The organism is Buttiauxella gaviniae ATCC 51604, assembly GCF_001654835.1.
In the GTDB taxonomy this organism is placed as follows: domain Bacteria; phylum Pseudomonadota; class Gammaproteobacteria; order Enterobacterales; family Enterobacteriaceae; genus Buttiauxella; species Buttiauxella gaviniae.
On the sequence record NZ_LXEP01000029.1, the window covers coordinates 209,057 to 226,206 of the forward strand.

Annotated in this window: 11 protein-coding genes; 2 read left to right on the forward strand and 9 right to left on the reverse strand. The window is 50.2% G+C overall.

Annotated elements, in window-relative coordinates:
- Positions 1 to 14 precede the first annotated feature (14 nt).
- Both ybaL and M977_RS15870 read right to left on the reverse strand, forming a co-directional pair.
- Positions 15 to 1,691, reverse strand: coding sequence for a YbaL family putative K(+) efflux transporter (gene ybaL / locus M977_RS15865; RefSeq protein ID WP_064516730.1), 1,677 nt, complete (start codon positions 1,689 to 1,691; stop codon positions 15 to 17).
- Positions 1,692 to 1,906: 215 nt separating this feature from the next.
- The gene (locus tag M977_RS15870) at positions 1,907 to 3,115 is read right to left on the reverse strand and encodes an MFS transporter (protein ID WP_064516732.1); all 1,209 of its coding nucleotides are present in this window, start codon (positions 3,113 to 3,115) and stop codon (positions 1,907 to 1,909) included.
- Between the two features lie 190 nt (positions 3,116 to 3,305).
- Between M977_RS15870 and ushA the strand changes: the two genes are divergently transcribed.
- Complete coding sequence (gene ushA, locus M977_RS15875; protein WP_064516734.1) at positions 3,306 to 4,958, forward strand: bifunctional UDP-sugar hydrolase/5'-nucleotidase UshA; 1,653 nt, start codon at positions 3,306 to 3,308, stop codon at positions 4,956 to 4,958.
- Between the two features lie 85 nt (positions 4,959 to 5,043).
- Here the strand turns inward: ushA and M977_RS15880 are convergent, their stop codons facing one another.
- The 7 genes from M977_RS15880 to M977_RS15910 form a co-directional block, all read right to left on the reverse strand.
- On the reverse strand, positions 5,044 to 5,931 hold the full coding sequence (locus tag M977_RS15880) for an AraC family transcriptional regulator (RefSeq protein ID WP_064516736.1): 888 nt from the start codon (positions 5,929 to 5,931) through the stop codon (positions 5,044 to 5,046).
- 83 nt (positions 5,932 to 6,014) lie between these two features.
- Entirely contained in the window at positions 6,015 to 6,494 is a 480-nt protein-coding gene (gene ybaK / locus M977_RS15885) for a Cys-tRNA(Pro)/Cys-tRNA(Cys) deacylase YbaK (protein WP_064516738.1), read from the reverse strand.
- A gap of 485 nt (positions 6,495 to 6,979) precedes the next feature.
- Positions 6,980 to 7,786, reverse strand: coding sequence for a TraB/GumN family protein (locus M977_RS15890; RefSeq protein WP_064516740.1), 807 nt, complete (start codon positions 7,784 to 7,786; stop codon positions 6,980 to 6,982).
- Positions 7,787 to 7,877: 91 nt separating this feature from the next.
- Positions 7,878 to 10,385: a copper-exporting P-type ATPase CopA gene (gene copA / locus M977_RS15895; protein WP_064516742.1), complete on the reverse strand. Its 2,508-nt coding sequence runs from the start codon at positions 10,383 to 10,385 to the stop codon at positions 7,878 to 7,880.
- Positions 10,386 to 10,513: 128 nt separating this feature from the next.
- A complete protein-coding gene (locus tag M977_RS15900; RefSeq protein WP_209438606.1) occupies positions 10,514 to 11,944 on the reverse strand; it encodes a TolC family protein in 1,431 nt (476 codons plus the stop codon).
- Entirely contained in the window at positions 11,934 to 13,331 is a 1,398-nt protein-coding gene (locus M977_RS15905; RefSeq protein ID WP_064516744.1) for an HlyD family type I secretion periplasmic adaptor subunit, read from the reverse strand. The genes M977_RS15900 and M977_RS15905 overlap by 11 nt, the downstream gene beginning before the upstream one ends.
- Positions 13,328 to 15,496 carry a type I secretion system permease/ATPase gene (locus M977_RS15910; protein ID WP_064516746.1) on the reverse strand — a complete coding sequence of 723 codons (2,169 nt, stop codon included), beginning with the start codon at positions 15,494 to 15,496 and terminating at the stop codon, positions 13,328 to 13,330. Before M977_RS15910 ends, M977_RS15905 begins: the two co-directional genes overlap by 4 nt.
- 637 nt (positions 15,497 to 16,133) lie before the next feature.
- Between M977_RS15910 and M977_RS15915 the strand changes: the two genes are divergently transcribed.
- On the forward strand, positions 16,134 to 17,150 hold a 1,017-nt coding region (locus tag M977_RS15915), incomplete at its 3' end, for a hypothetical protein (protein ID WP_157092082.1).

A 17,150-nucleotide genomic window follows, 5' to 3' on the forward strand; every position in this document is an offset into this window, starting at 1 on the left:
CCACCCTACAACAACTACCCCGAGACGGATTCCTGCACTGTTGGTTTTTCCAGCAACCCCATCATGGTATTGGCTATCTCGCGCTCACCCATCACGACCCGATTAGCACCACGTTCGGTGATGTAATCCACTTCATCGTCATAATGAGCGCGGGCAATAATCTCGATATCCGGGCATTTTGCACGTGCTGCTGCAACAATTTCACCCGCCTCGTAGCCATTAGGAATCGTCAGTAATAACCAACGCGCGCAATCCAGATGGGCGAGATTCATGATCTCTTCATTGGCCGCATTGCCGAGTACCGCACGGATCCCACGCGCACGTAGCTCATCAACCCGACTGCGAGAGGTTTCAATCACCACCAGTGGAATGCCTTGCGCCAGCAATTTCTCGCCCAGCAGGCTGCCTACGCGGCCAAAACCAACCAGCAACGCGTGATGGCAAATATCGACTGGAATTTGTTTCTCATCTTCGATGGCTTCTTCCAGTGTCTGTTCTTCCAGCGTTTCGGTTTTTGCGAGATAGCGCTCAAGAATCGCAAACAAAATGGGGTTGAGCATTATCGACAAAATCGCCCCTGCCAGTACCAGATTTTGCCCGGTCTGCGGCAGCAGATTTAGCGCCATACCGAGACCTGCAAGGATAAAGGCGAATTCACCAATTTGCGCAAGGCTTGTGGCGATGGTTAACGCTGTGCGTTGCGAGTGACCAAACAGACGCACCAGGAAGAAAGCGGCTAACGACTTACCAAAGACGATGATAGCCACCGTGCCAAGCACCGCGAGCGGTTCCTGAATCAGAATTAATGGGTCGAACAGCATGCCGACGGAAACAAAGAACAGCACGGCAAACGCATCGCGCAGTGGCAGCGTGTCGTGCGCGGCGCGGTGGCTTAATTCAGATTCATTGAGCACCATGCCTGCGAAAAACGCACCCAGGGCGAATGAAACATCAAACAGTTCAACCGCACCAAAAGCAATGCCGAGAGCCAATGTGAGAACGGCCAGTGTGAAGAGTTCGCGCGAACCGGTTGCAGCACTTCGCGCCAGAATCCACGGCACCACGCGGCGGCCAACAATCAGCATAATGGCAATAAACGCCACCACTTTACCGATGGTCAAACCCAAGTCCAGCGTCAGCGTCGCAAAGCCGACGTCGCCTTTTTCCATCATTCCGGCGACAGCTGGCAACAGAACCAGCGTTAACACCATCACCAGGTCTTCAACAATCAGCCAGCCAATGGCGATTTGCCCGCGCTGGCTGTCAATTAATTGCCGCTCTTCAAGGGCGCGTAGCAGTACCACGGTACTGGCGGTGGAAAGACACAGGCCAAATACGATGCCGGTCATTAACGACCAGCCCATCAGCGATGAAAGCGCCATTCCCAGTAGCGTCGCCACACCAATCTGGGCGATAGCTCCGGGGATGGCGATGGCCTTTACCGCCATCAAATCCTTTAACGAAAAGTGCAAACCCACGCCAAACATCAGCAAAATCACACCGAGCTCTGCCAGTTCAGGCGCGAGTTTAGTATCTGCTACAAAGCCTGGCGTAAAAGGGCCGGCAAGTACCCCTGCTAGTAAGTAGCCCACCAGGGGTGAGATGCGAAGTTTGTTGGCGATCATACCGAGCAAAAAGGCCAATACGAGGCCGCCGACAATGGTGGTGATAAGCGGGGTGGCGTGATGCATTCCGTCTCCTTTCGTAACAAATAAGATCCAATAATCTACATTTAGTTTATGACAATTTTTTAATCGATGTGTGTGTTAAATAGAACGTTTTTTAATAAAAGGCGCATTTAGACAAAAAATGGTGTCTGAAGGGGTTTTTATACACTTAGTTTAAGAAAGGTATGGGTAAATTTGGGTAATATAAAGGATCAGAGGTGCTCTCTGACCCTTTATAACTATGACTTATGGCGATTATCAGGTAGGAATATGGTCAATATGCCAAGAAGTGGTAGGAAAGCACATATTTTATAGACTAACTCGATACTTGTATGGTCGGCTACCAGGCCGAGTATTGCAGCACCCAGCCCACCCATCCCAAAAGCAAAACCGAAAAATAGCCCGGAAACCATGCCGATACGTCCAGGCATCAGCTCTTGCGCGTAAACCAGAATCGCTGAAAACGCGGAGGCAAGGATAAAGCCGATAATCACGGTCAGAATCCCGGTCCAGTACAGTGAAACGTACGGCAGGAACAGGGTAAATGGCGCGACGCCCAGGATTGAACCCCAGATAACGTATTTGCGACCAATTTTATCTCCCACTGGTCCACCAATTACTGTCCCGGCTGCTACTGCAAACAGGAAGGCAAATAGATGGAATTGGGCATTTTGCACCGACAAACCAAATTTGTGCATCAGGTAGAAGGTGTAGTAGCTGCTGATACTCGCCATATAAAAGTACTTGGAGAAAATTAGTACCAGCAGTACAGATACCGCCTGAATCACTTGCTTGCGCGGCAGCGGGTTAACGACAGGTGCTGCGGTTTTACCTTTCGCCATGCGATGCTGCGCGGCATACCAACGGCTAATTTGCAGCAATACAATAATCGCCAGTAGAGCGGCCAACACAAACCAGCCGACATTGCCTTTGCCGTAAGGCGCGATAATCAGCGCAGCCAGCAATGGGCCTAAAGAGCTACCAAAGTTGCCGCCAACCTGGAACAGCGACTGCGCAAGGCCATGACGGCCACCGGATGCCATACGCGCTACGCGGGATGATTCCGGGTGGAAAACGGAAGAACCCGTTCCTACAAGCCCGGCGGCCAACAGCACCATCGGGAAACTGCCCGCTAAAGCGAGGATAACTAACCCGCAAAGTGTGAAGCACATACCAATCGGCAACGACCACGGCATCGGGTATTTGTCGGTGTAGTATCCTACCACCGGCTGAAGGAGCGATGAGGTCACCTGGAAGGTGAGCGTTATCATCCCAATCTGCACAAAGCTCAAAGAGAACTCGCTCTGGAGTAGCGGGTAGAGCGCCAGAATAAGCGACTGAATCATATCGTTGAGCAAATGGGAGAGGCTAATTGCCCCCAGAATGCCAAACGCGGTGCGAGCCTTTTTAGGCTCCGGCGATGCGAGAGTTTGTTCCGAGATTGCCATAAATACCTGCAAAGAATTGATTGTATTATTTTATATCGGTTCAGCGATGGAACCGTGGGAAACAGTTACCCTGCTAACATACCTGCAGGAACTTTCTGAAGAAAGTCACAATCGTGAAAAGTTATTTGTCTATGCTAGTAGCTGTCTGCTATTGGTGCGGAAGTATTTTTTTTGAATATGGAGATTTGCAATGAAGTTCGTCGTGAAAGGGGTGACCGCAGCACTGCTTATAGCAGTCGGCTTGACCAGCGCATCTGCACTGGCCTGGGAAAAAGATAAAACTTATAACATCACCATTCTACACACCAACGATCACCACGGTCATTTCTGGCGCAACGAACACGCGGAATATGGCCTGGCTGCACAGAAAACTCTGGTGGATAGCATTCGTAAAGAGGTGGCAGAGAAGGGAGGCAGCGTATTGTTACTCTCTGGCGGCGACATCAACACCGGTGTACCTGAATCTGACTTGCAGGATGCAGAGCCTGATTTTCGTGGCATGAACCTGATTGGTTATGACGCGATGGCAATCGGTAACCACGAATTCGACAAACCGCTGACAGTGTTACGTCAGCAAGAAAAGTGGGCCAAATTCCCACTGCTTTCGGCCAACATTTACCAGAAAAGCACCGGCGAGCGTCTATTTAAGCCTTGGGCCATCTTTAAGCCACAGGGCATTAAAATTGCGGTTATCGGTTTAACCACTGACGACACCGCGAAAATTGGTAACCCGGAAAACTTCACTGATATCGAATTCCGCAAACCTGCTGAAGAAGCAAAATTGGTGATTCAAGAGCTGCAAAGCACTGAAAAACCTGATGTGTTAATCGCGGCAACCCATATGGGCCACTATGACAACGGCGACCATGGTTCTAACGCGCCGGGCGACGTAGAAATGGCGCGCAGCCTCCCTGCTGGTGCGTTGACGATGATTGTCGGAGGGCACTCACAAGATCCGGTCTGCATGATGGCGGAAAATAAAAAGCAGGTGGATTACGTGCCCGGCACGCCATGTGCGCCAGATCAGCAAAACGGTATATGGATTGTGCAGGCCCATGAGTGGGGCAAGTATGTCGGCCGTGCTGATTTTGAATTCCGTAATGGCGAAATGAAACTGGTGCACTACCAGCTGATCCCCATCAATTTGAAGAAAAAAATCACCTACGATAACGGTGAAAGTGAGCGCGTGCTGTATACACCGCAGATCCCGGAAAACCAGCAAATGCTCTCACTGCTGACGCCATTCCAGAATAAAGGCCAGGCGCAGTTGAATGTGAAAGTCGGCAGCGTTAACGGCCACATGGAAGGCGATCGTAGCAAAGTGCGTTTCGTGCAAACCAACCTGGCGCGTCTGCTGCTGGCGGCACAAATGGACCGTACCGGTGCTGATTTTGCTGTGATGAGCGGCGGCGGTATTCGTGATTCGATTGAAACCGGGGACATCACTTATAAAGATGTGCTGAAGGTGCAGCCGTTTGGCAACACGGTGGTTTATACCGATATGACGGGCAAAGAAGTCATCGAGTATCTGAGCGCCGTGGCGCAGAAAAAACCAGACTCTGGCGCGTATCCGCAGTTCGCGAATGTCAGCTTTGTGGCAACGGCTGCTGGCCTGCAAGATCTTAAAATCAAGGGCGAGCCTGTTGATCCTGCGAAAACCTACCGTATGGCGACGTTAAACTTTAACGCTTCCGGCGGTGACGGCTATCCTGCTATCGATAAAAAACCGGGTTATGTGAACACCGGTTTTGTTGATGCAGAAGTGCTGAAGCAATATATCGAGAAGAATTCTCCGCTTGATGTTAATGCTTATGAGCCGAAAGGCGAGGTGAGCTGGCAGTAAGGGCATTTGTCGGATGTCGCTACGCTAATCCAACCTACAAGGTAACCTTTGTAAGGGGATTAGCGGAAACGACATCCACCATTTTTTATTTCAACGGCAGTAATATATCAGTCTGCTGCGCATGCTCGGGATGGTCTTTATCGAGTTCGAGGTAGCGGAAATAGACCGGAAAATCGCGTAACTCCTCACCGCTGTTTGGCAACCACTGGCGATAAAGATAATAAACGCTATCGCTGATGCGCTCATAAGCACCAACATGGCGTACCACTGCACAGCGCCCGCCGGGTATTGTTTTACTGATAACACCCTGAGGATTTTCAGGAACCAGGCCGGTGGCCTTAGGGTTTAGCTCACCACATACATCAAAACGAAACTCTGGACCCGGTGTGGTCAGCGGGTCGTTCCACGGAACACCGTAAGTCCCTTGTGTACTGCAATCCGAAAGCCCTGATGCTTGACGCCATTCAATAAACGCCGCGACGGTATTATTTACGTGCATAGGATCGCCAAGATGCTCAAGCACCGCGACTTTCATTGGTTCGACAGTAATGATTTTCACGTCCATATTTTTTAACCTCTGCTGATTTTCCCGTCCGGGAAATTGAAAATGCACATGCCAGTCAACCCAAACAGGATCTTTGCGAAACTCGCTGGGTGTCAGGCCGAAGGTATTTTTGAAGGCACGGGAAAATGATTCGGGGTTTTCAAACCCGGCATCCAGGGCAATGTTAATCACTCTTTCCTGAGGATTTTTCACTAACTGGAAAGAGGCTCTTTTTAGCCGCATTAGAGTGATGTAACGGCTAACGCTGATTCCACAAAACTGGCTGAATTGCCGGTGAAAATGAAAACGCGAAAAACAGGCGACTTCACTTAGTTGCTCGACCGTTAACGGGCTATCAAGATGCTGTTCAATCCAGGCAAATACTTGCTCAAAACGCCGGGCATAAAGTTCGTGTCTATTGCTCGTCATAATTCCTCCCTCAAGACGTTTACTTTGCCAGCGGCTCTCTTTTCCATCCTGACTGAGATTGCTCTTTTGGGAGGAAATAACGATCAGTCACGGCGGGCAATTTCAGCAAAAGTCGCATTCAGCAATTTTGCGAGATCTGCGGCGGACAGTTCGATATCCAGCCCGCGTTTACCGCCGGAAACATAGATAGAGGTAAATTCTTGTGCAGGGGCATCGATAACCGTTGGCAGGCGCTTCTTTTGCCCCAGCGGACTAATGCCACCGACCAAATAACCGGTAATGCGCTGCGCTACCATGGGGTCAGCCATATCCACTTTTTTGGCACCCAATGCTTTGGCCACTTTTTTTAAGTCCAGTTGGCCCGAAACTGGCGTAACAGCAACCGCTAACTGTTTCATGTCACCGTTGATGGCAACAAGCAGCGTTTTGTAGACTTGCTCGGCATTCAGACCGAGTTTACGTACCACTTCATCGCCAAAGTTTGTTTCACTTGGGTCGTGGTCATAAGCATGTAACTGAAATGGAACACGGTTTTTTTCGAGGAGTTTTACGGCGGGAGTCATGGGACCTTCTTAGTGAATTTGTCTGATATACGCACAAATTAATAAACAGGGTTATATGTTTTTCAAATATTATAATGTCACGCAATAGTGTTGGCGTTAATCGTTACATTGAGCGACAATTCTGTATCTGGCCATTAATTTGGCCAGAATAATTAAAATAATATACAAATTCCTCTTTGACGGGCCAATAGCGATATTGGCCGTTTTTTTTCCCGGTCGTCATACTTCAAGCAGCAGGTGCGTTGGCAATACTCGGCCCATCCAGGGCCTCGCCCCTTTGGGGCCGCAGCGAGCTGCGTTCAAATCAGCTCCCGGCAGATTTGTCCTCGTTCACCCCAGTCACTTACTGGAGTAAGCTCCCGGGGATTCACTGCGTCGCCGCGTTACTCGGCGTAGCCTCGCCCCGAAGGGGCCAGCGCAAGCGCTGTTCAAAAGGCTAAAGCCTTTTGTCCTGCAACTCGAATTATTTAGACCAGGCTTTCCGCTTATTTAGTGGGATATTTCAATAGCCCTGGTAGGTTCCCCTCACCGTACAAATGCAGTGCTCCGACGGCCACAACGTAGCGACCGGCAGGAAGTTGCTGCAAGAAATGTAGCCAATGAAGGTTACGTTGATGCATAAGAACATCGTATAACTCATCGCCAAATGTATTAGGTAGCAGCACTTTCCCACTTTGCGGTGGCGACTCCAGCCACCAGCTAATCATCGTTTGCAGCAAACGCGCATTGGTGTGCCAATGGGTGAGCGTATCTGTTAATAACGGCATGCCGCCATCAGGAAGGCGGGTGAGAATATCCACCTGATGCTGCGCACCTTCCAGTTCAATAATCGGTACTGCCTGCGCCTTCGCGGCTTCCAGCAACTGAAAATCAATCCCATAATCGGCTCTTAACCCTAGTCGCTGTGCCTGGTGGGCCTGTAGCACCAGCGCAATTTGCCAGGCGGGTTGATTATCAATTTGGCTCAGGGGGATACCCAACTCGTGGATTAACGACATCACCTGCGCCAGGTCATCAGCTGATAGTCGTTGTTCAAGCGGGAGTTCATCGGGATTATTCGGGAAGGGGGAACCGCCTTCGGATATGTCGGCTTCAACAATCAGCGCATCGGAATTGTTGAGTTTATCGATAAGCTTGCTCGACAGCGGCGCCATATCGCGCGTACCCATATGAATACTGCCGACAAGGTGAAGATGGCGGTCTCCGGGTAGAACAATATCCAGAGCAGGCCAGGGATATTGGGTGTTCGAAAGGCTTGAAAATAATGCGGTAATTCGCGATAGCAGACCCATTTGCAGATTCCCTGGCTAAAAAGTCATGCTACCGCTGCGAGTGACCTGGTGCAAATTTCCCCCACGGTTTTTACGCCGTGGGGAAGATCATTCAGTCCTTCGGTTTAAAGCGCAACAAACGGTTGGCGTTACTGACTACTGTAATGGATGACAGTGCCATTGCAGCGCCCGCAACTACCGGGTTAAGCAGCGTTCCGGTCAGTGGATATAAAATCCCCGCAGCAATTGGGATACCCAACGTGTTGTAGATAAACGCCCCGACCAGGTTCTGCTTCATGTTACGCAAAGTCGCTTTAGATATTGCCAGCGCATCAGCGACACCCACCAGGCTATGGCGCATCAACGTGATGGCAGCCGTTTCGATAGCAACATCGCTACCGCCACCCATTGCAATACCCACTTCAGCCTGTGCTAACGCTGGCGCATCGTTGATACCATCGCCGACCATTGCAACTTGCCGCCCTTGTTGTTGCAGCTTTTTGATCGCTTCAGCTTTGCCATCCGGCAATACGCCCGCAATCACTTCATCAATACCCGCTTCTTTGGCAATGGCGTTAGCCGTAGTTGGGTTATCGCCGGTCAACATCACCAGGCGGTAGCCGTTACGGTGCAAGCGTTGCAGTGCGCTAACACTGTCGGCACGCAGCGGGTCGCGGATGGCGAGCAGGGCGACCAGTTTGCCATCGACCGCCAGTAGCACCGGTGTTGCACCACGGCTGGCCTGTGCTTCAATTTCAGCAGCCATAGGGCTGGTATCCACGTTTTGCTCATCAAGCAGTGCTTTGTTGCCAAGCAGTAATTGATGCCCTTCGGTTTCACCGCTAACACCCAACCCACGCAAGGTGCGGAAGGTATTAACCTGCGGTAATTCAGCCCCTTCGGCTTTATCGATAATAGCGCGAGCAAGCGGGTGGCTTGATCCTTGTTCAAGGGCCGCGGCAAGTCTTAATGCATCAGCTTCTGAGTAGTCGTTGTAAGTCACGACGGCGACAACCTGCGGTTTGCCTTCGGTTAGCGTACCGGTTTTATCAAACACAATAGTATCGAGTGTACTGGCGCGTTGCAGGGCATCGGCATCACGCACTAATACACCAAACTCAGCGGCACGGCCCACACCGGAAATAATCGACATCGGTGTTGCCAGACCCAGCGCACAAGGGCAGGCGATAATCAGTACGGTTGTGGCAATCACCAGCGTATAAACGATTTGAGGTGCCGGGCCGAAGAAGTACCAGATTGCGGCGCTAAACAAAGCAATCAGTACCACTACAGGCACAAACACCGCCGAAATTTTATCGGCAAGTTGGCCAATCTCAGGCTTACTGCTTTGCGCCTGGCGCACCATTCGAATAATGCGCGAAAGTGTAGTGTGGTTGCCGGTTGCGGTAGCACGGAATAATACGCTGCCGTCTTGTACCACGGTGCCTGCATGAATCGGCTCGTCGGTGGATTTTTGCTGCGGTACCGGTTCACCGGTGAGCATCGCTTCATCAAACCACGCTTCGCCCTGGGTAATTTCACCGTCGACCGGCACGCGGTCACCGGTGGTTAAGCGCAATATCATGCCTGCGGTGACTTCTGCCAGTGGCAGTGTCTTTTCACCTTCTTCGGTGACCACGCGCGCCGTTGGTGGCGTTAAGTCCAGCAACCGTTCCAGCGCTTTAGAAGAGCGTTGGCGTGCACGTTGTTCCAGCATATGCCCAAGGTTTATCAGGCCGATAATCATCGCACTGGCCTCGTAATAGAGGTGGCGAGCTTCCATTGGGAAGTGCTGTGGCCAGATATTCACTGTGATGGAATAAATCCACGCGGCGCCAGTTCCTAGCGCGACCAGCGTATCCATGGTGGCGGTTTTGTTGAGCAAGCTGCGCCAGGCGCTGCGATAGAAATGCCCACCAGCAAACACCATCACGCCCAGCGTGATAATCCCGATGGTCAGCCATAACGAGCGGTTGTCATCGGTGACCATCATATTGTCACCGAACATTCCCCAGACCATTACCGGGATACCGACGGCCAGTGCCAGAATAGCCTGCCAGCGGAATCGTTTTACTGCGGCGTTGGCGGTCTCTTGTTGGCGTTCACGGCGTTTTGCATCATCTTCGATGGCTTCCGCACCATACCCGACACTTTCCACCGCTTTTACTAAAGATTCGGCGGAGGCAGTACCCATAATCAGGGCACTGCGCTCGGCAAGGTTTACCCGCGCCAGGCTGACACCAGGGACATTTTGCAATGCACTTTGTACCCGGGTCACGCAGCTGGCACAGCTCATCCCGTTGATCAACAACTGTTGGCTATCGTCATCATCATCGGTGGCTGTCGGAAGCTTCAATGCGTCCGCTGTCAGCACTTCCGACGGGATTGATGACTCTGTCAGCGGATCAGACTTTGGGTGGCTGGCCGCAGTCGCCTCGTACCCGGCTTGTTTTACTGTGTTGATTAACTCATCAACGGAAGCCGTTCCGGTTACGCTGGCGTGAGTTTGCGTCACTTCAGCGGTATCAACGTCAGGACGTTGCTCCAGGCTTTCTTTAACGCGTTTAACGCAATGGCCGCAGGTTAGGCCATCAAGGTTTAGATCGATAACGTGAGACATCATCCGACTCCTTTTATGTGGGATTGTGGTAAGCCTAAACCTTCCATCAAGGGTAAGGTCAAGCTATACCCTAAATATTTCGCGGCGCAGCCAATACATCGACCTATTTAGGGCATATCTCCGTTAGATTATTCAGTTCCTGCGGGCAGTTGACTCAGTATTCCGGTATTCGCAAGCAGGCTTAAGCGCGCAGATTGCCATTCAGCAATAGCCTGAATACGTTGCTGTTGTGCATCAGCCAGTGCCGATTGAGCATTCAAAACTTCAAGAATATCGGCCACATCTTTATCGTAACGGCGGCGTGACGAATTAACGCTGGCTTGTGCGGCGTCGAGCAATTGTTGGCTTACGGTCAGCACGCCCAACGCCGTTTTAGCATCAGCCCAGGCTTTCACTACCTCAGTAAGAATCTGTGTGGTGGTATCTTCGAATTGGGCTTCGCTTTGTTCGGCCTGTGCCCTTGCTTCCAGGATTTTATAGTGGCGACTAAAGCCATCGAACAATGGAATAGAAACCGTTAGGCCAACATCTTTATCGGTCTGGTTAATAGTCGACAGACCCTGATTCGGGAAACCATTGCGGGAAATATGCGCCGTCATATCGAGCGTGGGTAAACCATCCGAGCGAACCTGGATAATTTTATCTTTATCGGCCTGCCATTTTGCCCGCGCCTGCATAATTGCCGGGTGGCGGATTTGCGCCTGTTTCAGCCACTGGTTTAGGTCGTGAATGTCCGAAGGGATAACGTTGTCGGGTTGCGCTGGTAATTTAACGGATATCTCAAGATTGATGCCCATGACCTGCTTGAGCAGGGCAAGGTTCTTTTCAAAATCCCCCCGGCTGTGCATCGCATTAAGCTGTGCTTTTGCCAGCGCGGTGGTGGCCTGCAAGGTGTCATCCTGCGTGGTTGCGCCTTTTTCCTCACGCCGTTTCGCAACACTTAACGTTTGTTGGGCAAGCTGCGCAATCTGCATGCGAGCCTCCATTACGGCCTGGCTGGTCATCGCCTCAAAGTAAGCCTGAATCACCGATGCCATGGTTTTTTGCAAAGCCGCGTCATGCCCGGCAATCGCGGCTAACAGCATTTGATTCGCCGCTTCACGGTTTGCAGCACGGCCCCCAAAATCAAATAAGCGCCAGTTTAATGAACCATAATATTGGTTGCCGATACTGGTGGATGCGGGCTGTTGTGAACCAGAGGAATAGGTTGTGGTGTCTTTGAGTCGGCTAACCGAGCCGGTGATGGTTGGCAGATAAGCGGCTCGGGCTTCACCTACCACGCCGCTTTGCACCTTAATTTCTGCCCATGTGGCGCGGATTTGCGGGTTGTTACATAGCGCAGTATCAACAGCATCGGTCAGCGCCAGTGGTTGGGTGAAATCTACCGCAGTTGCACAATTAATCCGGCTGGTATCAGGGAGCGTCGCGCCGTCCTGCAATTGCACAGGTTGCGCCAGTAACGGATCGTCCAGTAAACCACTTTTCTCTTCAGCGAAAGCAGCAGGCTGCACCCACAAGGTCAGCAGGCAAAGAGAGACTAAATACCTTTTAGCGTTCATTCAGGCTCTCATGAGTGTGTTGAATCAGAGGGGACAGGAAGTACTCAATAACTCGACGGCTACCCGTTTTTATTTCGATTGAGGCGCTCATGCCCGGTCGCAGTGTCGAGGGCTCTCCATCGATATCCATCGTTTTGTGGTCAAGTTTGATGTGAATTGCGTATTGAGAATTCTGCGGTTTCTGTGCGTTATCGCTATGGCCTGATTGCGTGCTTTCGGCTGCATTGCTGGTTCCTGCATTCATTGCATCGCGCGAAACATAAGTCACTTCACCCTGCATCATGCCGTATTTGGTGTAGTCAAATGCCTCGATTTTCACAGCGGCATGCTGGCCTTTGTGCACAAAACCGATGTCTTTGTTTTCAACGATTGCTTCGATCTCGACCTGATTTTGCTTGGGTACGATGACCATCAGCGGCTGGGCAGCCGTTACTACGCCACCAACCGTATGTACCGCTAATTGTTGTACCGTGCCGTCAACCGGGGCGGTGAGCTGAAGTTGAGTTTTATGGGCGCCGGCTCGTTGCACATCCTGATGTGCTTCGGCCTGCTGGCGTAACCCGTCATTGAGCTCATCCTCGGTTTTCTTACGAGTATCGGCGATAAATGAATCGCGCTGGTGGCGTGCATCGGCAAGTTTGCCTTCCAACTCAATTTTGTCCTGCTCTTTTTCCTGCCATGAAGTGACCGACACGTCATGGTTTTGGGCCAGATCTTTATAATTTTGTGCCCGCTCACGGACAATCGGTAATTGCTGGCTGTAACGGGCAATTTCCCCATCCAGATCTCTTAGCCTGCTTTCTACATTCTGCCACTGGCTGGAAAGATGCTCACGGGCGTCAGCGACCTTTTCTGGCGTGATGTTTTCTATATCGCTCAGTCCAATAAATTGATGAGCGGTAATTGATTCCAGCAAGGCACGCGAACGTGCAACCTGCAAGGCAGCGTTATCCTGGCCAACTTCCGCGCGCATTTTTTCATGGTCGATAATTTGCGTATCAAGCAGCAGCAGTGGTTCACCGGCATGCACGGTTTGCCCATCGGTAACAAAGATATGTTGAACGCGTGCGGTTTCCACAGAGGCAATGGTTTTAGCGTGACTTGAGGGAATGATTTTCCCGCTGGCGGAAACAATAATGTCGACCCTACCCAATACCGACCACAGCACCAGGAAAACGATTAACACCATAAGCAGGCGCGCCGTCCAGCGAGCGGTTGGTGAAACGGGGGCAAGCTGTAATGCCAGGGCCGCCGGAAGAAATTCTGCTTCGTCTGCTTTCAAAGCCGGTGGAGTGAGTGAGTGGCGCTGCTTCCAGAAAAACGCAAAGTGAGAACGGTAGCGTTTCATCAATTCGCACCAGGCGCTGTAGCGGAGTTTGAGGCTCATACGCAAGCCTCTCTTACCGGACCTTGTTGCAGAGTATATAAATGTGCGTAGATCCCACCGGCGTGTTGAACCAGTTCATCATGATGACCGACTTCGGCAATCTCTCCGCGCTCCATCACCACGATGCGGTTGGCTTCACGCACCGCAGAGAGGCGATGCGCAATGATCAATACTGTTCGGCCTTCACAGATGCGGCGCATATTATCCTGAATGATTTTTTCGGACTCATAATCCAGCGCGCTGGTGGCTTCATCAAAAATCAAAATACGTGGGTTTGAGATTAAGGCGCGGGCAATGGCAATGCGCTGGCGCTGGCCGCCAGACAAACCGGTGCCGTGCTCGCCGACCATGGTGTCGTAGCCTTCCGGTAACTCACAAATAAACTCATGCGCTCCGGCAAGTTGGGCGGCTTCTATTACTGCTTCAATCGGCAGCGTCGGGTTAGTCAGCGCGATATTGGCGCGAATCGAGCGGTTAAACAGGTTGTTTTCTTGCTGCACCACACCAATTTGATGCCGCAGAGACGTGGTGTTTATCACCGCGAGATCGTGCCCGTCCAGTAACACGCGCCCGCGTTCGGGGATGTACAGGCGTTGCACCAGCTTGGTAAGAGTGCTCTTCCCTGAACCCGAACGGCCGACAATACCAATGACTTCGCCGGGTTTAACCGTGAGGCTCACCTGGCGCAATACTTCGGATGCATCCGGGCGATAGCGGAATGAGACCTTATCGAACTCGATTGCCCCGGACAGCCGTGGCAGCCGCGATTTCTGATCAACAACTTCAGGGTGAGTATTTAAAATATCGCCAAGTCGACTCATTGAAATACCGACTTGCTGAAAATCATTCCATAACTGTGCAAGACGCAAAATGGGCTGTGAGACCTGGCCGGAGAGCATGTTGAATGCTACGAGTGCACCTACGGTGAGTTGGTTATCGATAACCAGGCTTGCACCTATCCACATGATAGCGGCGGTCACCAGCTTACTGATCAACGTAATTCCACCGTTGGCGATGGTCGAGATATTGGTGGCTGAAAGTCCAGAGGTCACATAGCCCGCCAGTTGGTCATCCCAGTTCTTAACCCAGCGCGGCTCAACGGCCATGGCTTTTACGGTGTCGATATTGCTGATGGTCTCAACGAGGAACGACTGGTTTTCCGCCGATTTATTGAATTTTTCATTGAGCCGACGGCGCAGCACGGGTGTGAACACCAGCGATAGAAAAACATAGAGCGGGATCGATGCAATCACGATAAGTGTCAACTTAACGCTGTAGCTGAACATTACGGCGAGGAAGACGAACGAGAAAAGAATATCGAGTACGACGGTGATGGCATTGCCCGTCAGAAACGAACGGATATTTTCCAGCTCTCGCACACGCGCTACCGAATCCCCAACGCGCCGGCTCTGGAAATAAGCAATCGGCAGGTTAAGCATATGGCGGAATAGACGCGCGCCGAGTTCCACATCAAGCTTGCTGCTGGTATGTGCAAATACCCAAGTGCGGATCCCGCTTAATAAAGCTTCAAAGATATTTGCTGCCACCAGGCCAATGGCAACCACATGAAGGGTTTTCATGGCATGGTTAACCAAAACTTTATCCATCACCACCTGAAAGAAAAGTGGGGTGGCTAAGCCGATTAACTGCAACACCAGGGAAATGAGCATTATTTCCCCTAAAATTCGCCGGTATTTAATCAATGCCGGAATAAACCAGGTGAAATCGAATTTAGCTAATGTTCCTGTGAAATTTACTTTGCTTGCGAAGTAAATAACTTCACCCGTCCAAACCTCGGGTAACTCATCGATGGAAATAAACTCAGGAGGGCAGTTTTCATATTGAATCAGTAACCGTGGTTTGGCGACGTGATTATCACTATCACTCCCAGGGTCATATTTCCCCAGAATAAAATAACGGCCATCACGATTCTGGCCTACGGCCGGTAGTGCAGCTTTATCCATTCGGCGTGCATCCTGGCGCACCACCTTTGTTTTAAGTCCTAACTCCTGTGCCGCCAATAAAATTGCTCGTTGGCCAAACACGGGCTGCCCGTTGGGGGATATCTCAAGATGACCGGCAAATTTATGCTGAAGGTTTATTTTGTCAACAGCGACCTGATGAAAGGAGCCAATTACCTGCAAACAGAAAAAACCGCTATCCATGGGATACCGCCGACGGTAAAGAAGTCATATTTATTAACAAACCAGTCATTATTGTAGGATATATACCCAAAATAACTCGAGTTGCAGGAACGCTAACGTACATGCAACTTGAAGTATTACGGGTATAAAATATGCGCGATTAAATATCACAGGCACTGAATGTTGTCAAAATGCCATGCTCATAAAAAATAAGTAAAATTAGACATTTGCGAATTATATTATGCCTCGGTTACGTTGCGAAGTAGTACCTTGCTTGTAACTTTACTGATAAATAAATATAGTTTTTTTTAAGTTATCACTCATTGATTAGTGATAATTGAACAGAAAAAACACAAAATCTTTTGCTTTAGTAAATACCAATTAATACTTGTAAGTATTATGTTACTTTGAAATGTTACTATTTAATGTGTTGTGTTGAATTTTCCAGCAAAAATAAAAGCTGCTGGTAATGATGTTGATTGATAATATTTATATGAACTCATCTTTTTCTTTCAATCACTTAAAGGATGTGTGCGCTATTAACCTTTAACCGCCTGCCACGATACTTATATTGCAGGTGGTTATTCATTTCTAATAAATATTATCCATTCCGGTAAGAGGTCACGCTGTGCCTGATTCCATACAAAATACCCCCCCCATGCCCGACCTTAATTCAATTGGTTCATGGAGCAAATCTGATTACGAACTGCTGACCGCAGATTTTGTCAGCAAGATGACTGCAGACCAAATTCATGCCATGAGTCATACCTCGTGGATGCCGGACGCTACAGCGGCTGGATTTACACCTGAAATGGTGGCGAGTATCAATATCAGCATGTCCTGGTTTGCACCTGGATGGTTTAACCATCTCAGCACCGAAGCATTACATGGGCTGACACAAAAGCAGATGAATGAGTTAACTACCAATACTCTTTGTGGCCTGGACAACGCTCATCTGGGGGCATTTACACCCGATCAGGTAGCGAATATCCAGGTGAATTTTTACTGGTTCACGCCTGATTTTTTAAACAGTCTCAATCAGCAGGCTTTTGCCGCTATTACTTCGGCTCATCTTAATGAGATACCGAGGGGGAATTTCGGCGCACTAAGTCACGCTCAACTCTCCAGTATCACAGCTGAAAACCTCAAAGACCTGAAGGACTCACATCTGTGGGTGTTAAACGCGGGGCAGGTTAACGCCATTTCACACCTTGATGCCTTCAGTAGCGCCCAGTTTGGGCTGCTTAATATTTCCGAACTTTCAGTTTCAACGTTAAAAAATCTGACGAAAAATTCGTATTCCGCACTCACTGCCGGCCAGCTTGATGGAATAAGTAACGATAAATTTGCCGTACTGAATCTTTCAGAGCTTTCAACATCTACTATTGGCGCAATGAGTCAGGCGGTTTATCAAAAGCTGACTCCTGAGCAGATTGCTACTTTAAGCTCTGAGCAAATCCATGCGATGGCCCACACGTCATGGATATCTGATGCCACGGCCAGCGCCTTTACTCCGGAACAGATACAAAGCATTAATATCGGTATGAACTGGTTTAGCGCAGGATGGTTGAACAACCTGAGCCTTGAAACATTGCAGGCGATGACGCCTGTTCAGGCCGGTCAGATTTCCACCACCACACTTGCGGCTCTGGATAGCGAACACCTGCATGCTTTT